Annotated in this window: 18 protein-coding genes; 10 read left to right on the forward strand and 8 right to left on the reverse strand. The window is 64.9% G+C overall.

Annotated features, from left to right (window positions below; translation table 11 throughout):
• Position 1: 1 nt before the first annotated feature.
• The 4 genes from ACE3OO_RS05250 to ACE3OO_RS05265 all read right to left on the reverse strand — a co-directional run bounded on the left by ACE3OO_RS05250 (position 2) and on the right by ACE3OO_RS05265 (position 3,592).
• Positions 2-613, reverse strand: a complete 612-nt coding sequence (locus tag ACE3OO_RS05250) for a TRAP transporter small permease subunit (RefSeq protein ID WP_374300466.1) — start codon at positions 611-613, stop codon at positions 2-4.
• 65 nt (positions 614-678) lie between these two features.
• Entirely contained in the window at positions 679-1,737 is a 1,059-nt protein-coding gene (locus ACE3OO_RS05255; RefSeq protein WP_374300468.1) for a TRAP transporter substrate-binding protein, read from the reverse strand.
• 26 nt (positions 1,738-1,763) lie between these two features.
• Positions 1,764-2,564 carry a putative hydro-lyase gene (locus ACE3OO_RS05260; RefSeq protein ID WP_374300470.1) on the reverse strand — a complete coding sequence of 267 codons (801 nt, stop codon included), beginning with the start codon at positions 2,562-2,564 and terminating at the stop codon, positions 1,764-1,766.
• A gap of 113 nt (positions 2,565-2,677) precedes the next feature.
• A complete protein-coding gene (locus tag ACE3OO_RS05265; protein ID WP_374300473.1) occupies positions 2,678-3,592 on the reverse strand; it encodes a LysR family transcriptional regulator in 915 nt (304 codons plus the stop codon).
• 141 nt (positions 3,593-3,733) lie between these two features.
• Between ACE3OO_RS05265 and ACE3OO_RS05270 the strand changes: the two genes are divergently transcribed.
• Genes ACE3OO_RS05270 through ACE3OO_RS05280 form a run of 3 tightly spaced genes read left to right on the forward strand, consistent with a single transcriptional unit; the run spans position 3,734 to position 6,842 of the window.
• Positions 3,734-4,657, forward strand: a complete 924-nt coding sequence (locus ACE3OO_RS05270) for a MurR/RpiR family transcriptional regulator (RefSeq protein WP_374300475.1) — start codon at positions 3,734-3,736, stop codon at positions 4,655-4,657.
• Positions 4,654-5,988 (forward strand): aspartate aminotransferase family protein, encoded by a 1,335-nt coding sequence (locus ACE3OO_RS05275; RefSeq protein ID WP_374300477.1) that lies wholly within the window; start codon positions 4,654-4,656, stop codon positions 5,986-5,988. Before ACE3OO_RS05270 ends, ACE3OO_RS05275 begins: the two co-directional genes overlap by 4 nt.
• Positions 5,988-6,842: a 3-keto-5-aminohexanoate cleavage protein gene (locus ACE3OO_RS05280; RefSeq protein WP_374300480.1), complete on the forward strand. Its 855-nt coding sequence runs from the start codon at positions 5,988-5,990 to the stop codon at positions 6,840-6,842. Before ACE3OO_RS05275 ends, ACE3OO_RS05280 begins: the two co-directional genes overlap by 1 nt.
• 3 nt (positions 6,843-6,845) lie before the next feature.
• On the opposite strand, the gene ACE3OO_RS05285 is transcribed toward ACE3OO_RS05280, so the two are convergent.
• A complete protein-coding gene (locus ACE3OO_RS05285; RefSeq protein WP_374300482.1) occupies positions 6,846-8,102 on the reverse strand; it encodes a D-amino acid dehydrogenase in 1,257 nt (418 codons plus the stop codon).
• A 169-nt stretch (positions 8,103-8,271) separates the two neighbouring features.
• Here ACE3OO_RS05285 and ACE3OO_RS05290 point away from each other — a divergent pair, with 169 nt between their 5' ends.
• The 4 genes from ACE3OO_RS05290 (at position 8,272) to queC (ending at position 13,791) form a co-directional block, all read left to right on the forward strand.
• Entirely contained in the window at positions 8,272-9,195 is a 924-nt protein-coding gene (locus ACE3OO_RS05290; RefSeq protein WP_374300484.1) for a LysR family transcriptional regulator, read from the forward strand.
• Positions 9,196-9,429: 234 nt separating this feature from the next.
• Complete coding sequence (locus tag ACE3OO_RS05295; RefSeq protein WP_374300488.1) at positions 9,430-10,407, forward strand: TAXI family TRAP transporter solute-binding subunit; 978 nt, start codon at positions 9,430-9,432, stop codon at positions 10,405-10,407.
• 88 nt (positions 10,408-10,495) lie between these two features.
• Positions 10,496-13,075 carry a TRAP transporter permease gene (locus ACE3OO_RS05300; RefSeq protein ID WP_374300491.1) on the forward strand — a complete coding sequence of 860 codons (2,580 nt, stop codon included), beginning with the start codon at positions 10,496-10,498 and terminating at the stop codon, positions 13,073-13,075.
• Complete coding sequence (gene queC / locus ACE3OO_RS05305) at positions 13,072-13,791, forward strand: 7-cyano-7-deazaguanine synthase QueC (RefSeq protein ID WP_374300493.1); 720 nt, start codon at positions 13,072-13,074, stop codon at positions 13,789-13,791. The genes ACE3OO_RS05300 and queC overlap by 4 nt, the downstream gene beginning before the upstream one ends.
• 19 nt (positions 13,792-13,810) lie before the next feature.
• Here the strand turns inward: queC and ACE3OO_RS05310 are convergent, their stop codons facing one another.
• The 3 genes from ACE3OO_RS05310 to ACE3OO_RS05320 all read right to left on the reverse strand — a co-directional run bounded on the left by ACE3OO_RS05310 (position 13,811) and on the right by ACE3OO_RS05320 (position 17,514).
• Positions 13,811-14,371 carry a VUT family protein gene (locus ACE3OO_RS05310; protein WP_374300496.1) on the reverse strand — a complete coding sequence of 187 codons (561 nt, stop codon included), beginning with the start codon at positions 14,369-14,371 and terminating at the stop codon, positions 13,811-13,813.
• Positions 14,372-14,469: 98 nt separating this feature from the next.
• Entirely contained in the window at positions 14,470-16,023 is a 1,554-nt protein-coding gene (locus ACE3OO_RS05315; protein ID WP_374300498.1) for a gamma-glutamyltransferase family protein, read from the reverse strand.
• 24 nt (positions 16,024-16,047) lie between these two features.
• Positions 16,048-17,514 (reverse strand): M81 family metallopeptidase, encoded by a 1,467-nt coding sequence (locus ACE3OO_RS05320; protein WP_374300500.1) that lies wholly within the window; start codon positions 17,512-17,514, stop codon positions 16,048-16,050.
• 233 nt (positions 17,515-17,747) lie between these two features.
• Between ACE3OO_RS05320 and ACE3OO_RS05325 the strand changes: the two genes are divergently transcribed.
• The 3 genes from ACE3OO_RS05325 to ACE3OO_RS05335 are packed head-to-tail and all read left to right on the forward strand — an operon-like array spanning position 17,748 to position 21,164.
• Entirely contained in the window at positions 17,748-19,349 is a 1,602-nt protein-coding gene (locus tag ACE3OO_RS05325; RefSeq protein WP_374300502.1) for an ABC transporter substrate-binding protein, read from the forward strand.
• A 31-nt stretch (positions 19,350-19,380) separates the two neighbouring features.
• Positions 19,381-20,322, forward strand: coding sequence for an ABC transporter permease (locus ACE3OO_RS05330; RefSeq protein WP_374300504.1), 942 nt, complete (start codon positions 19,381-19,383; stop codon positions 20,320-20,322).
• Complete coding sequence (locus ACE3OO_RS05335; RefSeq protein WP_374300506.1) at positions 20,322-21,164, forward strand: ABC transporter permease; 843 nt, start codon at positions 20,322-20,324, stop codon at positions 21,162-21,164. The genes ACE3OO_RS05330 and ACE3OO_RS05335 overlap by 1 nt, the downstream gene beginning before the upstream one ends.
• Position 21,165 lies beyond the last annotated feature (1 nt).

A 21,165-nucleotide genomic window follows, 5' to 3' on the forward strand; every position in this document is an offset into this window, starting at 1 on the left:
ATCAGTCCTTGAGCAGGTCGGCGGCCGGCTTCAGCTCGGCGGTATGGGCGGCCTCGTCGGCGGCATCTTCTTCGATGGTGCGGGCGCCGGCGAGGCTGCGCACCTTGGCGAGATCACCGCCCAGCAGCGCGAACAGGCTGCGCAGCAGCAGCGGAGCCCAGGTGAACAGGAAAAAGACCAGACCGATCAGCCACAGCGATTGCGGCATCCAGAGCGGCGTGGCCAGCGGCGTGGTGGCGCGGGCATCGAAGGACAGCGAGGTACCCAGCACATCCCATGCCTGCCAGGTCAGCAGCGCAAGAAAACCACCCAGCGCGACCAGCGCCACGATGTCGAGCAAGGCGCAGACCACCTGCGGCAGATGGATGTAGAGCGCGTCGACACGTACATTGGCCCGGCGCAGCAAAGTGAAAGCAAGCGCCCAGGTGGTGCCGATGGCAAAGGCATAACCCGACAATTCGTCAGCGCCGCCCAGCGACACCAGCAACAGCTTGCGCAGCAGCACATCGACGGAAACCAGCACGGCCGACGCCAGAACAAGCGCGCCACCGAACCAGATGGCATAACGGGAAAGACGGTCGGCGAAGCCGAGCCAGCGGTCGAGCAGGGTCATGGGCAACACTCTGACATGAAAAGCCGGAGCCCGGAGGAAATTCCGGGCTCCGGCGGGGAGGCAGCTTACTTGGCGGTGGCGGTCAGGCCGACCACCTTGCCAATGCTGTCGTTGAAGGTGGCGACGCAGTCGCCCTGGCAGCGCGCGGCCCATTTCGGCAGCACGGTGTCGGACAGCGCCTTCTTCAGCAGGGCCTTGTCGGCATCCGAGACCGGCACAATGGTCATCTTGGCCTTGGCGCCCATGGTGCAATTGTCCTTGCCGGCGTTGCAGTCATAGCCCTGCTGGGTTTCCTCGGCGGCCGCCTTCCAGATGCGGTCTTCCAGGCCGGCGATCTCCTTCTGCAGGAAGGCGCGCACCTGCGGGTTCAGCTTTTCCCAGGTCTTCACGTTCACGCCGTGCATGACGTGGCTCCAGCCCAGCGGCAGGGCATAGATATGGGTCGCCACCTCGTACCACTTGGCGGAGTTGCCCGACAGCGTGCCAGTGATGGCGCAGTCCACCACCTTGTTCTGCAGGGCAGGCACCACTTCGTTGAAAGCCAGCGTCACGCCGGTGCCGCCGAAGGCTTCGACGAATTCGGCCAGCGTGCGGTTGCCGGTGCGGACCTTCTTGCCCTTCAGGTCGGCCAGGCCCTTGATGTCGCCGTTGCAGAACAGCACCTGGGCCGAATACGGCCAGATGCCGAGCACCTGCACGCCAAACCGCTCGCGGTAGAACTTGTCGTAGACCGGCTTGTAGGCATCCGAGACCTTGCGCGCGGTGGCGACATCCGGCGACAGGCCGGCGAGATCCACAGCCTCGTTGCGGGCGTCGTCGGCGGCGACATAACCAAGCACGGTGGAACCGAAATCGATCACGCCCAGGCGCATCAGGCGGAAGATTTCCGCGCCCTTGAGGCCCATTTCATTGAACGGGGTGATCTCGGCGGTGATGGCGCCGTTCGATTTCTCGGTGACTTCCTTGGTCCAGAAGGGCTGCTCGAAATTCTTGTACTGCGTCAGGTTGCCCCAGGCGCCGACCACCTTCAGCGGCGTCTTCGGCATGTCCTGGGCCATCGAGTGGCCGGCCAGGCCAGCCAGCAATGCGCCGGCAACGGCCAGCGTCTTGATCATGCTTTTCATTCTATTCCCCTCCAGGTTGGTGAAACTTACAGGACGGCCAGACGGCTGTTCTTCAAATCGGTGACCAGCATGTAGCCCGGCGCATGGGTGATGCAGAAATCCGGCTTCACGGTCGCGATCACCGACTGGGGCGTGACGCCGCAAGCCCAGAAGACCGGCAGTTCGTCATCCTTCACTTCGACCGGATCGCCGTAATCGGGCTGCATGATGTCCCTGATGCCGATCATTTCGGGTTTGCCGATATGGACCGGGGCGCCATGCACGGCCGGAAAACGCGAGGTGATCTGCACGGCGCGGATCGCATCGGCGGGCTTCAGCGGCCGCATCGAGACCACCAGCGGGCCACGGAACGGGCCGGCCGGCTGCGTCTGGATGCTGGTGCGATACATCGGCACATTGGAATTGCAGGCGATGTGACGCAGAGGGATGCCGTCCTCGATCAATGCTTCCTCAAAAGAGAAAGAGCAGCCGATCAGGAAGGCGACCAGATCGTCGCGCCACAGGGCTTTCAGATCGGAGACGGCCTCGACCATCTTGCCGTCGCGCCAGACATGATAGAGCGGAATATCGGTGCGGATATCGACATCCTCGCCCAGCGTGGGCAGACGCGGATCGCCGGGCTCGGAGGCCGCCAGCAACGGACAGGGCTTGGGGTTGAACTGGCAGAAGCGGAAGAAATCGTCGGCCAGCGCCTTGGGCAGGATCGCGAGGTTGCCCTGCACATAGCCCGGCGCGATGCCAGCCGTCGGGCCGCGATGCTCGCCGCGCCGCACGGCCTGCCGCGCGGCATGGCCGCTGCCGTATACCTTGGCCGTCATCGCATTCATGCCTTCCCCCATGACCGTACCGTTACAATCCGGTCATGCCATCACGGGCGGGGCCATCCTGTCCAATCGCGGTTTCGGATTGAGTGCGATAAGAAAATCTTATAGATTAAAAATCAGGCGCGCCGCTGCTTATTCCGGCGCTTGGCTTCCGCCTGCGCGAGTTCGCGTGCGATGTCCACCACCGCCTCGGCCATGTAACTGTCGGGTTTGAGCGGATAGCTGGCGGAAAAGTTCAGATCCGGCAGGCTTTGCTCGGCGCGGACCAGCCGCAGGCGCTTCTCGGCCAGTTCGCGGCGGATCACCACCGGCGGAATCGCGCTGATGCCAATGCGATCCAGCGTCATGCGCACGATGGTGCTGAGCGAGGCATTGCCATACATGCGCAGGTTGGGCAGGTCGGACCGCGTCATCATCTCGCGAATGGTGATGAAGGGCCGGGTGTTGCGCGGATAGGTGATGATCGGCCAGCGACCGAGCCGGCTCAGCGGCACCGGTTCGGGCCCGAGATCGAGATCGGGACTGGCGACCCAGGCCAGGGGATAGCTGGACAGGGCCACATTCTTGATGCGCGGCTCGCTGACCGGGCCCAGCAGGAAGGCGATGTCGAGCTGATGCGCCACCAGACGTTCGCGCAGGATCGGCGAGGTATCGACCTCGATTTCCAGTGTCAAAGCCGGATAGACCGCATGCATGCGTTCGATCAGCTTGGACAGCCAGGTATGCACGATGGTTTCGGCCACGCCCAGGCGCACCACGCCCCGCATGGCCCGCTTTTCGCGCGCCGCCTGCAGCAGGTCGGCGCGCAGTTGCAGCATGCGCTCGGCATAGGGCAGCAGCTCGTTGCCCTTGGGCGTCAGCGCCACGCCGCGCGGCTCGCGGTCGAACAGCTTCACTCCCAACTCGGTTTCCAGCAGCGCGATGCGCTGCGACACCGCCGGCTGGGTGGTATTGAGTTTTTCGGCCGCCGCGCGAAAGCCGCCCAGATGGGCGACCCAGACGAAGGTCTCGAGGTTGCGCAGATCGGCCATAGTCATTCCTGTCGCAAAGACCGGTTCAGCATAAGCAAAACTTATAAGCCGCGCAGCCCCCGGATATGAAACAAACGTTTCATTAATTTTGTGTATGAATCATTTGTTGCTTATACGCCGGAAATCGGCTTGAATTGGGCCATGCCCAGCCCGCGCCATACCGCGCCCGACTCGCTGCCGGCCCGCATCGCGGCCGCCTTCGAGATGCTGCCGCCGCAGCTGAAGGCCGCGGCGCGGTTTGTGCTGGACCATCCCGACGATGTCGCCCTGCTCTCCATGCGCGAACAGGCCCGCCGCGCCGGCGTGCCCCCGGTGACCATGACGCGGCTGGCGCGCCAGTTGGGCTTTGCCGACTTTGCCGCATTCCGCGACGTGCAGGCCAGCCTGCTGCGCCGCAGCCCGGGCAAGGCGTTCAGCGCCGAATTCAGCAACCGCGCCGACCGGCTGCAGCAGCGTCAGCAGCAGAGCGGCGATGCCGCCCTGGCCGGCCAGATCGGCTGGGCGATGGCCGAACATATCGCCAGCAGCCATGACGAAGCCGGCATTGCTGCCCTGGTGGCGGCTGCCAAAGCGCTGGAAGGCGCGAAGCGGCTGCATTTTCTGGGCCTGCGTTCCTGCCACGCCGTGGCCTTTCATGCCCATTACATCCATGGCCTGTTCCGCGCCAATGGCGTGCTGCTGGATGGCGCCGGCGATACCGGAATCGACGCCCTGCGCCATGCCGGCCGCGGCGACGCCATGCTGGCCATCAGCGTGGCGCCCTATGCCAGCGCCACGGTGGAACGCGTGGCCTATGCACGCCAGCGCGGCCTGACCATCGTCGGGATCACCGACAGCCGCGTCTCGCCGGTGGCCGGCCTGGCCCAGCACAGCCTGCTGGTGCCGACCGATACGCCTTCGTTCTTCCATGCCGTCACGCCGGCCTTTGCCATGGCCGAGACGCTGGTGGCGCTGATCGCCGCCCGCGCCGGCGAGGAGGCACTGGCCGCCATCCGCAATGCCGAGGTGCAACTCGGCGCCTTTTCCACCTACTGGTCTCCCAAGCGCAAGAAAGCCAACCCATGACGAGCCGCATCCTGCACCGCATGATCAACCACGCCTATCCCGTCGCCGTCGGCGGCGAAGGCATCGAGATCATCGATTCCACCGGCAAACGCTACATCGATGCTTCCGGCGGTGCGGCGGTGAGCTGCCTGGGCCACGGCCATCCCGACGTCACCCGGGCGATCCACGAACAGGCCGACAAGCTGGCCTTCGCCCATACCAGCTTCTTCACCACCGAACCGGCCGAGAAGCTGGCCGACAAGCTGGTGGGCGGTGCGCCGAAGGGCATCAGCCATGTCTATTACGTCTCCGGCGGTTCGGAGGCGATCGAAGCCGCGCTGAAAATGGCGCGGCAGTATCACGTGGAGCGCGGCGAGCCGCAGCGTCGGCATTTCATCGCCCGACGCCAGAGCTATCACGGCAACACCGTCGGCGCGCTGAGCGTGGGCGGCAATGCCTGGCGGCGCCAGCAATTCGCGCCGATGCTGATCGAGGCGCATCACATCGCGCCCTGTTTCGAATACCGCGACCGCCGGCCGGACGAGACGCCGGAAGCCTACGGAAAACGCGCCGCCGACGAGCTGGAAGCCAAGATCCTGGAGCTGGGCACGGACAGCGTGATCGCCTTCGTGGCCGAGCCGGTGGTGGGCGCCACGCTGGGCGCCGTCACGGCGGCGCCGGGATACTTCAAGCGCATCCGCGAAATCTGCGACAAATACGGCGTGCTGCTGATCCTGGACGAGGTGATGTGCGGCATGGGGCGCACCGGCACGCTGCATGCCTGCGAGCAGGAGGGCATCTCGCCCGACATCATGACCATCGCCAAGGGCCTGGGCGGCGGCTACCAGCCGATCGGCGCCGTGCTGCTGGGCCAGCATATCTTCGATACCTTCACCAACGGCTCGGGCTTTTTCCAGCACGGCCACACCTATCTGGGCCATCCGATGGCCTGCGCGGCCGCCCTGGCGGTGCAGGAGGTGATCGAGCGCGACCACCTGCTGGATAATGTGAAGGCGATGGGCGCGCACCTGATGGATCGCCTGCAGGACCGCTTCGGCAACCACCGCCATGTGGGCGACATCCGCGGCCGCGGCCTGTTCCAGGCCATCGAACTGGTGCAGGATCGCGCCAGCAAGGCCACCTTCGATCCGGCGCTGAAACTGAACGCGCGGATCAAGAAGGAGGCCATGAATATCGGCCTGATGTGCTATCCCATGGGCGGCACCATCGACGGCAAACATGGCGACCATGTGCTGCTGGCGCCGCCCTTCATCTGCAAGCCGGGTGACATCGACACCATCGTCGAGCGATTGGGCGACGCGGTGGATACCGCATTGAAGGCCATCGCCTGATGAGCGCCGCGCCGATCATCCCGGCCGTTCTGGCGCCCGCCCTGATCGCCGTGGCACCGAACGGGGCCCGCAAACTGAAGAGCGACCATCCTGCCGTGCCGCTCAGCGCCGACGAGCTGGGCGCCTGCGCCGCGTCATGCCTGGATGCCGGCGCGGCGATGATCCACCTGCATGTGCGCGAACCCGGCAGCGGGCGGCATTCGCTGGATGTCGATCTCTACCGCGCCGCCACCATCGCCGTGCGGCGCGAAGCCGGCGATGACATCATCATCCAGGCCACCTCGGAGGCGGCCGGCATATACAGCCGCCACGAACAGATGGCGGCGATGCGCGCCCTGATGCCGGAAGCCTGCAGCCTGGCGATCCGCGAGATCGTGCCGGACGATGCAGCCGAACCCGAAGCCGCCGCCTTCCTGGCCGAATTGCACAAGGCCGGCGTGATGATGCAATACATCCTGTATTCCGATGCCGACCTGCATCGCTTTCACGATCTGAAGGCCCGCGGCGTCGTGCCGGGCGAAAAGCATTTCGTGCTGTTCGTGCTGGGCCGCTATAGCGCCGGCCAGCGTTCGGAACCGACCGACCTGCTGCCATTCCTGCATGACTGGAGCAATGCCGATGGCGCCTTCGCCGTCTGCGCCTTCGGCCCGAAGGAGTCGGCCTGCGCGCTGGCGGCGCTGGGCCTGAACGGCCATGCCCGCATCGGCTTCGAGAACAACACCCTGCTCAGCGATGGCAGCGTGGCGGCCGACAACGCGGCACTGGTGCGCCAGACCGTGCAGCATGCCGGGCTGATGGGACGCGCCATCGCCGATGCGCGAACCGCGCGCGCCATGCTGGCAGAGCTGCGCTGACCCTCAGGCCGCAGCCAGGCTGAAATCCTGCTCAGGCACCGGCACGGGGCGACCGGCGAGTTTCGCCGCGATGGTTTCGGCCGAACCGAAGGCAAGCGTGAAGCCCAGCGCGCCGTGACCGACATTGAGCAGAAGGTTATCGATGCCGCTATTGCCCAGAATCGGCAGACCTTTCGGCGTGGCCGGCCGCAGGCCCGTCCAGGGTTCGATCTGCTGCCAGGTGGCGGCCCGCGGGAAGGCCTCTTGCGCCTGGGACACAAGCTGCCCCAGCCGCGCCGGATCGATTTCATCATTCGCGCCGACGATATCGGCCATGCCGGCCACCCGCAGGCGCGTGCCGAGACGGGCATAGACCGTCTTGCAGGCGGTGTCGGTGATCGAGACCTGCGGCGCCGCCGCATCATCGGCGATGGGCAGCGACAGGCTGTAGCCCTTGATCGGATAGATCGGCAGGTCGAGCCCGGCGCTCAGGCCCAGCCGCCGGCTGGCCACGCCGGCGGCCAGCACATAGGCATCGGCTTCGACCACGCCGGCATCGGTCTGCACACCCAGCAGACGATTGCCGGCGCGCAGCAATCCGCGCACCTTTGAGCCATAGACAAAGTGCACGCCGGAATTGGCACCCGAGAGCAGGCTCTGGATGCCCAGGCAGAGCCGGTATGGATCGGCCGCCTCGTCGCCCGGCGTGAACACGCCGCCATGGATGCGATGCGCGATGGCTTGCAACGCCGGCTCGACGGCCAGGCAGCCGTCGCGGTCCAGCACCTGCTGTTCGCTGCCCAGGCGGCTCTGGTATTCCGCCTGCATCCGCGCACCGGCCAGACCGGCAGCATCGCCCTGCAGCACCAGCTTGCCGGTGCGGCTCCACAGGAAATCGATGGCGCGGATATCGGTTGCGGCATGCAGCACATCGCGGCTGAGATAGGCCAGGCGCAGCAGCTTTTCGGTGGTGGCGAGCGATTCCGCCCGCGTGCAGGCGGCAAGGAATTTCAGCAGCCAGCGATACTGGAACGGATCGAAGCCGGGCCGGAACCGCACCGGCGACCGGCGACCGAACAGGTATTTCGGCAGGTCGAACCACACGCCGGGCGAGGCCAGCGGCGCGACATAGGAATAACTGAGCTGGGCGCCATTGGCATGGCTGGCCCCCTGGGCGGTGGCCCCGGCGCGGTCGACCACGGTGACGCGATGGCCGTCGCGCGCCAGCCGCCAGGCCGTCGTCATGCCCACCACCCCTGATCCGATCACCACGATATCCATGCCATACTCCATGGCGCTGCCGCGATGCAGCCACCCATCCTAAAGCTAGGGAGCCCCGGCGACGGCCACCACTGCCGATGCAGCCGGCAGCCATAACATCCGGTTATGCCGGCCCTTGGGGGAAAGCCGCGGCACCGCTACAGTGCAGACGCCAGAATCGGAACCGACCATGCAGTTGCGCCATCTCGAAGTCTTCCACGCCATCATGCTGACCGGCACGATCACCGCTGCCGCCAAGCTGCTCAATATCTCGCAGCCGGCCGCCACCCGCCTGTTGCTGCGCGCCGAAGACCAGCTTGGCTACAAGCTGTTCGACCGCGTCAAAGGCCGACTGCTGCCGACCCGCGAGGGGCAGGTGCTGCATGCCGAAAGCGAGCGGATCATCAGCGGCCTGGAGAACCTGCGCAAACTTTCGCGCAACCTTGGCGCCGCCACCAGCGGCCATCTGCGCATCGCGGCGGCACCGGCCCTGTGCCTCGATCTGGTTCCTCTGGCGATCAGCCGGTTTCGCCAGAAACATCCCGATGTCAGCTTCGAGGTCGAGACCCGGCAATATGCCGACCTGGTGCGCGTGGTGCTGAACCACGAGGTGGACCTGGGCATCGGCTTCGATATCCAGGCGCATCCCGGCCTCGACATCCAGTTGCTGGCCGAAGCGCAATTCTACGGCATTTTTCCGAAGGGCATGGAGAACCAGGTTCCCGCGACTGTGAAACTCGACTGGTTCCGCAAGCACCCCTTCATCGGCCTGCGCAGCGACGACCCGCTGGGTGCCGCTTTCGGCGCCGCCGTCAAGCTGTCGGGCGTGGACCTGCAACCCATCGTCGAGGTCAAGACCAACCAGATCGCGCTGTCGCTGGTGGCGCGTGGCGCCGGTGTCGCCATTGTCGACCAGTACACCGCCGCGGCCCATGATCCGCGCCAGGTCATCGCCCGCCCGCTGCTGCCCCGTATCGATTTTGCAGTGCACATGATGCGGGCCAAACATCAGCCGGCATCCGTGCTGGCACGCAAATTCGGCGCCGTGCTGACCCAGGTGGAAAAATCAATTTCTGGCGCACTTGTGACCGCAAACAAGCCGCAACGGACTTGACGAAACCGGCCGGACCGGTGTCCATACCATCGGGTTATGGACAGGGTACCGATACGCATGGCGGGAGGCAGGGTCTTTCCGCTATCACAGGGGCGTATGGGCCGGTATGCCGCAACGGGGTGCGGCCTGCCATCCCGCAGTTCCCGGCCTGTGCCGACGCCGCCAACGCGGCCGGCAACCATCAGTCAATCCGGCTGCGTCCCTAAGGCCGCAGTCCAACGGAGGAGAAGTAACATGCAGTTTGCAACCAAGCACCTGCTGGGCGGCATGCTCGGCGCGGCCCTGCTGGCCGCCCTGCCCGGCACCGGCATTGCGCAACAGAAATTCGTCACCATCGGCACCGGCGGCGTGACCGGCGTGTATTACGCGGCCGGCGGCGCGATCTGCCGCCTGCTGAACAAGGACCGCAAGACGCACGGCATCCGCTGCTCGGTGGAATCGACCGGCGGCTCGGCCTACAACGTCAACACCATCCGCGGCGGCGAACTCGATTTCGGCACCACCCAGTCCGACGTGCATTACAACGCCTACAAGGGCGTCGGCGCGTTCAAGGATGCAGGCGCCTATACCGACCTGCGCTCGGTCTTCTCGATCCATCCCGAGCCGTTCACCGTGCTGGCCCGCAAGGAAACCAACGCGACCAAGTTCGAGGATATGAAGGGCAAGCGCTTCAACGTCGGCAATCCCGGCTCGGGCACCCGCGCCTCGCTGGAAGAACTGCTCGGCGCGCTGGGCTGGAAGCTGTCCGACTTCTCGCTGGCGTCCGAGCTGAAGGCCGACGAGCATGGCCCGGCGCTGTGCGACAACAAGATCGACGGCTTCTTCTACGGCGTCGGCCATCCCTCGGCCAACATCCAGGATCCGACCACCACCTGCGGCGCCAAGCTGGTCTCCATCACCGGTCCGGCTGTCGACAAGCTGGTGGCGGCGAATTCCTTCTACGCCAAGGCGACCATCCCGGGCGGCCTGTACAGCAACAACCCGCAGCCGACCCAGACCTACGGCGTGCTGGCCACGCTGGTCTCGTCGGCCAAGGTCGACAACGAAACCGTCTATCAGCTCGTGAAGGCCACCTTCGAGAATTTCGACGAATTCAAGAAGCTGCATCCGGCTTTCGCCAGCCTCGATCCGAAGAACATGATCAAGGACGGCCTGTCGGCCCCGCTGCATGACGGCGCCCTGAAGTACTACAAGGAAAAGGGCTGGATGTAATCCGGCACCACACCGTTCAGCCGGCCCGCGTCACAACGGGCCGGCTTTTTTTTAAGCAGACCAAACGACCGATTCTCGAGGACCAACCATGAGCAACGCCGCAACACCCCGCCCCGTCACCGAGCAGGATTTGCAGCAACTCGTCGCCGATGCGGATCTTGGCGGCCGCGATCCGAAAGGCGCGGTTGGCAAGCTGATCCTCGCCGTCGCCGTTGCCTGGTCGGCCTTTCAGGTCTGGTATGCCTCGCCACTGCCTTTCATCTTCGGCGTCTTCATCCTGAACGACACCGAGGCGCGCGCCATCCATCTCGGTTTCTCGGTTTTCCTCGCCTTCACCTGCTACCCGGCGTTCAAACGCTCGCCGCGCGCCTATATCCCGATGCTGGACTGGGTCTTTGCCGTCGCCGGCGCCATCGCGGCCTCCTATCTCTTCCTGTTCTATGCCGCACTGGCCACCCGTCCCGGCCAGCCAACCTGGTACGACCTCGCCGTCGCCGGGGTCGGCCTGCTGCTGCTGCTGGAAACCACCCGCCGCTCGCTCGGCCCGCCGATGGTCATCGTGGCCGCCGTGTTCATCGCCTTCACCTTCGCCGGCCCCTGGATGCCCGAAGTGATCCAGCACAAAGGCGCCTCGCTGACCAAGTTCCTGCAGCACCAGTGGCTCACCACCGAAGGCGTCTTCGGCGTGGCGCTGGGCGTCTCGTCGGGCTTCGTTTTCCTGTTCGTGCTGTTCGGCTCGCTGCTTGAGAAGGCCGGCGGCGGCAACTGGATGATGCAGATCTCGGTGGCCCTGCTCGGCCACCTGCGCGGCGGCCCGGCCAAGGTGGCCGTGGTGTCGTCGGCCCTCAACGGCGTGGTGTCGGGCTCATCGGTTTCCAATGTGGTCTCGGGCGGCATCTTCACCATTCCGATGATGAAGCGCACCGGCCTGACCGGCGTGAAGGCCGGCGCCATCGAAACCGCCTCGTCGGTGAACGGCCAGATCATGCCGCCGGTGATGGGCGCGGCCGCCTTTCTGATGACCGAATATGTGGGCCTGCCTTATGCCGACATCGTCAAGCATGCTTTCCTGCCGGCGGTGATTTCCTACATCGCGCTGTTCTATATCGTCGACCTGGAAGCACAGATGATCAACGCCAAGCCGCTGGAGCGCGCCGTGCAGCGCGGCCGACGCGAATACTGGCTGCGCCAGGGACTGGGCTGGAGCGGCAGCATCGCGGTGATCTGCGCATTGTATTACGGCATCCTGGGCATCCAGGCGGTGGCCGGCGCGGCAGCACCCTGGCTGCTCGGCATCGGCGGCATCGGGCTGTATCTGCTGTCGCTGTGGTACGCGGCGAAGTTTCCCGATCTTGAGCTGGACGATGCCAGCAACCCCGATATCAAGATCCCGGAAGCCTGGAGCGTGGCCCGCACCGGCCTGCATTTCCTGCTGCCGATCGTCGTGCTGCTGTGGTGCCTGATGGTGGAGGAGCTTTCACCGGGCCTGTCCGCCTTCTGGGCCACGGCCACCGTGATGGCCATCGTGGTGACGCAGCGGCCGATCATCGGCATTTTCCGCGGCGCGCAGAATCTGGGCGATGCCACCAGGCAGGGCATTGCCGATCTGGTCGAAGGCTTCAACCTCGGCGCCCGCAACATGATCGGCATCGGCATTGCCACCGCCACGGCCGGCATCATCGTCGGCACCGTGACCCTGACCGGCATGGGCCTGATGATGACCGATTTCGTCGAGTTCATCTCGGGCGGCAACGTGATCGCCATGCTGCTGCTCACCGCCTTCATCTGCCTGATCCTCGGCATGGGCATCCCGACCACGGCCAACTACATCCTGGTCGCAACCCTGATGGCGCCGGTCATCGTGGAGCTGGGCGCCCAGGCCGGCCTGGCCATTCCGCTGATCGCCGTGCACCTGTTCGTGTTCTATTTCGGCATCATGGCCGACGTGACGCCGCCGGTGGGCCTGGCCTCGTTCGCCGCCGCCGCGATCTCGGGCGAGGATCCGATCAAGACCGGCCTGCAGGGCACGGTGTATTCGATGCGCACCGCCGTTCTGCCGTTCGTGTTCATTTTCAACCCGCAGATCCTGATGATCGACATCGGCCATACGGCCGAGGCGATCCTGGTGATCGCCATCGCCACGATCGCCATTCTGGTCTTCGCCGCCGGCACGATGGGCTGGTTCCTGACCAAGAGCAGATTGTGGGAATCGGCGGTGCTGCTGCTGGTCTGCTTCGCCATGTTCCGCCCCGGCTTCTTCTGGGACAAATTGTATGATCCCTATGTCGAAGCGCCGGCCAAGCAGGTGTTCGACATCGCCGGCAAATTGCCGGAAGACGGCCGCCTGCTGATGGTCGTTTCGGGCATGACGCTGGAAGGCGACGACGTGACCAAGACGATCAGCCTGCCTTTGACAGCGGCTGGCGAGGGCCGCAAGCGCCTGGCCGATGCCGGCTTGACGCTGACGGCACTGGGGGACCGCGTGCAGGTCGGCGCCATCAAGTTCGGTTCGGCCGCCAAGCGCGTCGGGCTGGAAAGCGGCTTCACCATCGAGCATGTCTTGCTGCCCGCCGACCGGCCCAGCAAACACTGGGTCTATGTGCCGGCCCTGATCCTGCTGGGCCTGGTGGCGCTGGTGCAGCGGCGACGCAAGCAGGCGGCGGCATGAAAGCCGTTGTCCTTTGCTCGGGCGGCATCGACTCCGTCACGCTGGCCTACCGGATCGCGGCAGAAAACGGGTTGGAGCGCCTGATCTCCTTCGATTACGGCCAGCGTCATCGCCGCGAAATCGAACATGCCGCCGGCATTGCCGCTGCCCTGAACGCGCGCCATGACGTGGTCGATATCGCCAGCCTCGGCCGCTTCCTGACCTCATCCTCGCTGATCAGCGGCGGTGATGCGGTGCCCGACGGGCATTATGCCGAAAACAACATGAAATCGACCGTGGTGCCGAACCGCAACGCCATCATGCTGAGCATCGCCTTCGGCATCGCCGCCGGGGCGAAGGCCGATGCGGTGGGCATCGCCGTGCATAGCGGCGACCACTTCATCTACCCCGATTGCCGCCCCGCTTTCGTCGATGCGTTCCGCGCCATGCAGGCCTGCGCTCTGGAAGGCATGTGGGATGTGCAGCTTCATGCGCCCTTCGTCGGCTTCACCAAGTCTGACATCGTGCGCGAAGGCGCGCGGCTGGGCGTGCCATATGAAAAGACCTGGAGCTGTTACAAGGGCGGCGAGAAACATTGCGGCCGCTGCGGGACCTGCGTGGAGCGGCGCGAGGCCTTCCATCTGGCCGGCATACCCGACCCGACCGCATATGAAGACCCCGATTACTGGATCGGCGCGATCGCCAAGATGAAAGCGGAAAACAAAAAAGGCGGCTGAACAGCCGCCTTTTTTTCTGTCAGGCCGCAGCCGTTATGCCGAGCCGCGCATCGCGATCGCGCAACAGGCGGATCACCGGAATGCTGAGCAGCACCATCCAGGCCTTGCCGATGATCTGGCCGGCCAGATAGTCGAGGCTGCCAAACGCGAGATAGAGGAATACCACGGAATCGACGCACAGGCCCGCCAGGCTGGACAGCAGCACGGCGCGGATCAGGCCGCGCTTTTGCAGCGGGGTATAGACGGCGAAGTCGGCCAGTTCGGACAGCAGGAAAGCCACGGCCGATGCCATAACCAGCGCCGGGGGCGCGATCAGGCCAGACAACGCCGCGCCAACCGCGATGGCACCCAGCGTCCAGCGCTTGCCCAGACGGCGCTGCACCAGATCGCGCAGCACGAGGGCCAGACCGATCATCAAGACGCCGCTGGGCGCGGTGATTCCAAAGGGTGCGACCGGGATCAGGCAGGGGCCCTGCGGCACGCACACGGTGCCCAGATTGCCGATCAGCCAGTTGGCTGCCGGCACGCAGGCGATGAACGCCGCCAGAAATGCATAACCCTCAAGACGCACGCGATCCATGACCGGACCCCTTTCCTTGCGGCGCGGATATACGGCGCAGGCGGGGCCGGTGCAAGCCCGGCGGGATTAGATACTGATTCAAAAGGATAAAATCACATTCAGGCGCCGGCCATGCCGGCCCAGGGCTGGGCCACTTCGGTCATGCCGATGCGGTTGCCGTCGGGCTCGATCATCACGGCCGAAGGACAGGCATAAGCCAGCGGGAAGGGATCGCGCCGCTTTTCGCCCGCCTTGGGGAAACGCGCCTTCACGGCGGCGCGCGTCGCATCATCCAGCAGCGGATCGCAGAAGGGCTGACCCGGGATGCTGGCATCGATGCGCGGCTGATGGAAAGCGGCATCCAGCGGCATGCGATAATCGATCAGGAAGGACAACAGCTGCATCACCGCCGGCATGATGCGGCGCCCACCCGACGCGCCGATCGAAAGCCAGGGCCGGTCGCCATCCAGCACCAGGCTGGGCAGCATGTTGGACAGCGGGCGCTTGGCGGCGCCCAGCGAGTTCGGCTTGCCCGGGCGCGGATCGAACCACATGATGCCGTTATTCATCAGCACGCCGCTTTCGGGCAGCATGACGCGGCTGCCGAACAGCGACAGCAGCGTCTGGGTCAACGCCACCATGTTGCCCTCGCCGTCGATCACGCAGAAATGCGTGGTGCAGCTCTTGCCGTTGTCATCGCCCATGCCGGCGAGGCGCTTCTCATAGGAAGCGGTCAGGCCCTCTGCATAAGCCACGAAACTCTGCGGCGACAGGCCGCCGCGATCCAGCTTCGGCCCGGCGACGTCCAGTGCGTCGCACAGGCTGGGGCCGGCGGTGAGACCGGGCGGCAGCAGCAGGGTCTTGTCGCCATAGGCATACCGCAGCGGCTCGAGCAGACGGGCATGATAGCCGGCGAGATCCCGGGCTGCGATCTTCGAGCCGCCGGCCTGCAGATCGCGCACCAGCCTCGCCGCCAGCTCGCCTTCATAATAGTCGCGGGCACCGGCACTGCTCAGGCGCTGCAGGCTGGCCAGCAGGGCCTCGTTCTTCAGCCGCGGCGCGACCCCGGCCCAGTCAGCCGAAGGCGGCAGACCGCCGGGCAGGAACAACGCCCGCGAGGCCGGGAAACGGGCAAGGTCTTTGGCCGCCGAGGTGACGACCATGGACAGGAACCAGTCCACCTCGATGCCCTCGCGGGCCAGTTCGATGGCCGGGCCCAGGCTCTGCTGCCAACTGCGCGTGCCGAAGGTTTCCAGCGCCAGCCGCATACCCTCGGGCTGCCCGGGCACGGCAATGGAGGGATAGCCGAGGATATTGCGGTCCTCGACCACCAACGGCCAGCCGAACAGGTCGCCGCCGGTGCCCTCGGCCAGCGGATAATCGGCCGGATCGAGCGCGGCGGCGCTGATCATGCCGAAATCGACGACATGCGCCTGCTTCTTCTTGGCATCCCAGACCAGCATGAATCCGCCGCCGCCGATGCCGCTCATCCAGGGTTCGAGCACGGCGAGCGAAAAGGCGGTGGCGACCGCCGCGTCGATGGCGTTGCCACCGCTGCGCAACACCTCGGCGCCGATATCGGCCGCCTTCTGGTTCTGCGCGGCGACAACGCCACCTTTGCTGCGGACCGGTTCCTTGCTGTAGCGCAGGGAGCGACTCATATTCTGCGACATGGGCGGAAGGCTCTCTTTTTTAAGTTACGTGGCAGCGAAAGGATCGGCGACGCGAGGCCAATACGGCCCGCGCACCTTCTGGAACGGAATATCGGCGAAGTCCGAACGCATCGCGCCCGGCGCCTCGACATAGAGGATTTCGCCCGCGATGGGAGCGAATCCGGCGTGGAAATGCTGGGTCGATTTCACCACCACCATGGCCTTGTCGGCAAGCCGGATGCCGAATTGTTCGAAGGCACCGGGATGGAAGGTCTGGGTGCGCAATGAATTCAGCACCAGATCGCGGCCGCCATCGGCCTGGACCCAGACCGATGGCCCCATCGACAGGCTTCCGGTCAGCGCCGGTTGCGCCGCATCGGGCAGGATGCGTTTCACCGTGACGCGCAGGTCAAGCGGATCGCCCGAAGTAACGCCGCATTTGCCGCCCACCCGCAGGTCGAAGCTGGCGCCTTCGCCGGCATCGCAACAGAACCGCACTGCCATCGGGTCCCAATAGACCCCGCTGGCGACATTCTCGATGCCGCGTTCGATAATCCGCCGCAAAATGAACGTGGCATCGCCGGCCGCACCGCCGCCCGGATTATCGGTGATATCGGCCAGCACCACCGGCCGTTTGCCGCTGTGGCCGAGCGCGCGGTCCAGGGCCGCATCGATGCCCAGGTTCCTGGGCGCCGTCTGCTCGCGGAGCGACCAGATTTTGCGACCGAGTTTTTCTGCCAGCGCCTGCGCCTTGGCTTTGTCGCCATCGGCAATCACGATCATCTTCGCCGTGGCATCCGGCACGTCCTGCATCGGGAAACCGTGGGCGAAGGATACCGAGAGGATGCCGTCGCGGCCTTCGCAGGCCTGCATTTCGCGCACGAATGAGGCCATCGGCTCGACCGGCGTGCGCCACAGATTGATCATCCGGGTATCGAACACCGCCATCACCGGCTTCACGCTGCCCTGCTGCCTCGCCAGCAGGATGTTGTAGAGCTCCTGCGCCCGCGCGTTGCTGTCGACATGCGGGTATTCCTTGAAGGTGACCAGCGCATCGGCATTGGCCAGCATCTTCTCGGTGATCGAGCAATGCAGGTCGAGCTCGGCACCGACAGCCGTCATTGGTCCGACAATGGTTCGGATTTTCTCCAGCAGATCGCCTTCGCAATCGTCATAACCGTCGGCCACCATGGCGCCGTGCAGGCTGAGCAGCACCATGTCGACCGGCATGGCGGCCTTCAGATCGGCGAGGATTTCGTCGCGGAAACCCTCATAAACCTTGCGGACCGTGACGCCGGCGGGCTGCGCGAATGCCGAAAGGCTCTCCACCACTTCTGCCTGTTGCGCTTCCGCCGCGCGGCGCCAGACATGCAACGGCCCGGAGAACAGGTTCTCAGGACGCCGGGTTGCATCGCCGTGAAACAGCATCCATTCCGCGAATCCCTGCTCGCCCGTCGGCAGCGGCGAGAAGGTATTGGTTTCAGTGCCCAGGCAGGCGATGAAGACTTTCATCGGCCACAACGGCCCAGCGCCGTCCCTCTGACGTGATGTTCACGGCATTCGACAAACTTCGTCATGGACCAATGTCTCCTGGTTATATGAGGAACGCCACGCCAACGGGCATGCTGCACAGCGAAACGGCATCAACCCGATAGCCCGTGAATTCGGCAAAGAGCCGCTTGACCTCCGTATGCATACCATGATCAGCTTTCGTTAGAGGTCGAACAAAAACAAGGGGGAGTACCATGCGTTCGCGTCGATTCCGTCAACTCGCATCTGTGATCGGTCTGGGCATCGGGCTTGGGCTGCTGGCCGGGGCCGCCACCGAGGCTGTCGCCCAGGACAAGAAAACCCTGCGCTTCGTGCCCCATTCGGGCCTGCGCATTACCGATCCGACCATCACCACCGCGTTCATCTCGCGCAACCACGGCTACATGATCTACGACACGTTGTTCGCCGTGAACGACAAGATGGAAGTGAAGCCACAGATGGTGGAGAAGTATGAGCTGAGCGCCGACAAGCTCACCTATACCTTCACCCTGCGCGATGGCCTGAAGTTCCACAATGGCGCGCCGGTCACCACCGCCGACGTCATTGCCTCGCTGCAGCGCTGGGGCAAGGCCGACGGCATGGGCCAGAAGCTGCTGTCCTACACCAAGGAAATGGTCGCCGTTAACGACAAGACCTTCCAACTGGTGCTGAAGGAACCCTACGGCCTGGTGCTCGATTCGCTGGGCAAGCCCAGCTCGAACGTGCCCTTCATCATGACGAAGGAAATGGCCGCCACCCCGCACACCCAGAACGTGCCGGACGAAATCGGCTCGGGTCCGTTCCGCATGATCAAGTCGGAATTCCAGCCCGGCGTGAAGGTAGTTTACGAGAAGAACCCCGACTACAAGCCGCGCAGCGAGGCCCCCAGCTTCATGAGCGGCGGCAAGCTCGCCAAGGTCGACCGCGTCGAGTGGATCACGATGAGCGACGCCCAGACCGCGATGAACGCCATCGTGAAGGGTGAAATCGACATCTGGGAACAGGCTTCCTACGATCTGCTGCCCGAGCTGAAGAAATCCAAGGACGTGGTGGTCAAGGATTTCGGCCCGCTGGGCATGAACTACATGATGCGCATGAACTGGCTGCAGCCGCCGCTGGATAACGTGAAGGTGCGCCAGGCCATCCTGCATGCCATCTACCAGGAAGATTACCTGGCGGCCCAGGTCGGCGATCCGGAGTATTACAAGGTCTGCGGCGCGATGTTTGGCTGCAACACCCCGCTGAAGAGCGAGGAAGGCGCGGTCGGCACCAAGAAACCTGACCTGGCCAAGGCCAAGAAACTGCTGGCGGAAAGCGGCTACAAGGGCGAGAAAATCGTCATCATGGCGCCGACCGACCTGAACAGCATCTCGCAGCTGCCGCTGGTCACCGCGCCGGTCCTGCGCTCCATCGGCATGAATATCGACCTGCAGTCGATGGACTGGCAGACGCTGGTGGGCCGCCGCGCCAAGATGGACCCTGTCGACCAGGGCGGCTGGCACATCTTCCACACCGCCTGGGGCACCGCCGACATGATGAACCCCATCGCCAATGCCGGTGTCCGCGGCCTGGGCAAGCAGGGCGGCTTCTTCGGCTGGACCGAAGATGCCGAAATCGAGAAGCTGCGCGATGCCTATGCCCGCGAGACCGATCCGGCCAAGCAGAAAGAGCTGGCTGTCGCGGTGCAGAAGCGCGCCTACGAGCTGGTCATGTACATCCCGCTCGGCGAATACTTCCAGCCGTCGGCGATCCGCAAGAATATCGAAGGCCTGCTGCCCAGCCCGGCCTTCCTGCTGTGGAATGTCGAGAAGAAGTGAGCCTGGCATAGTTGTTGCGTAACGTTTTTCTATGCTTCGTCTGATTCTTTCACGTCTGATGGCTGCCATCCCCGTCATGGGGGTGGTAGCCATTTTCGTTTTCCTGATGCTGCGTCTCAGCCCGGGCGATCCGGCGGCAATCCTCGCCGGTGATGCCGCCACGCCGGAAACCATCGCCGCCATCCGCGCCGATCTGGGCCTCGACCGGCCGATCTGGGAGCAGTTCGTGACCTGGGCCGGCCAGCTGGCGCAGGGCGATCTGGGACGATCCGTGCTGTCCAAGCAGCCGGTCGCCATGATGATCGGCCAGCGCATCGAACCCACCATCTCGCTGGCCCTCACCACCCTGATCTTCGCCGTGCTGGTGGCCGTGCCGATCGGCATCATCGCCGCCTGGAAGCAGGGCGGCTGGCTCGACCGCGGCATCATGGCCCTGTCGGTGGTCGGCTTTTCGATCCCGGTCTTCGTGCTGGGCTATATCCTGATCTACGTTTTTTCGATGAAGCTCGATCTCTTTCCGGTGCAGGGCTTCACCTCGCTGGGCGATGGCCTGCTGCCGTTTGCGCAGCGCATCGCCCTGCCGACCCTGACGCTCAGCTTCATCTATATCGCCCTGTTTGCCCGCATCACCCGCGCCGCCATGCTGGAGGTTCTGGGCGAGGATTATATCCGCACCGCCCACGCCAAGGGTTTGAGCGAAAGCGCCGTGCTGGTCAGGCACGCCCTGCGCAATGCCGCCGTGCCGATCGTGTCGGTGATCGGCATCGGCTTCGCCCTGCTGATCGGCGGCGTTGTGATCACGGAAACCGTCTTCAATATCCCCGGCATCGGCCGCCTGGTCGTCGAAGCGGTGCTGGCGCGCGACTATCCGATCATCCAGGGCGTGATCCTGCTGTTCTCGGGCATCTACGTGCTCATCAACCTGGCGATCGACATCGCCTATGTGCTTCTCGATCCGCGGATCCGTTACTGATGCGCACCCTGTTCCGCCACCCTGCCTTCAGCAATCCGTCGGTGTTGATTGGCGGCGGCATCCTGCTGCTGCTGCTGGCCATCACGTTGCTGGCGCCGATGCTGACCGATGTCGACCCCACCGCCATCGCCCCGCGCTATCGCCTCAAGCCGCCATCCGACCAGTTCCTGCTCGGCACCGACAGCCTGGGTCGCGACATCTGGACCCGCGTGGTGTATGGCGGCCGCGTCTCGCTGCTGGTCAGCGCCTGCGTTTCAGTCATAGCCATCTCGATTGGCCTGCTGATCGGCCTGGTGGCCGGTTACATCCGCTGGCTCGACGGGCCGGTGATGCGCGCCATGGACGGCCTGATGGCCATCCCCGGCATCCTGCTGGCCATCGCGCTGGTCTCGCTGTCGGGAGCCAACCTGGTCACGGTGATCGTCGCGATTGTGGTGCCGGAAATCCCGCGCGTGGCACGGCTGGTGCGCGGCGTGGTGCTGTCGATCCGCGAGGAGCCCTATGTCGAGGCCGCGATTGGGCTTGGCACGCCGACGCCCAAGATCCTGATCCAGCATATTCTACCCAACACCATTGCGCCGCTGATCGTGCAGGGCACTTACATCTGCGCCTCCGCCATCCTGGTGGAAGCGATCCTGAGCTTCCTCGGCGCCGGCCTGCCCAGCGAAATCCCCACCTGGGGCAACATCATAGCCGAGGGTCGCGCCGTGTTTCAGCGCGCGCCCTGGATCATCCTGTTCCCCGGCGGCTTCCTGGCCTGCACCATCCTGGCGGTCAACATCCTGGGCGACGGCCTGCGCGACACGCTCGATCCGCGCATGAAGAAACGGCTGGGGGCCTGAG

It is taken from the genome of Ferrovibrio sp. (assembly GCF_041906005.1).
GTDB lineage: Bacteria > Pseudomonadota > Alphaproteobacteria > Ferrovibrionales > Ferrovibrionaceae > Ferrovibrio.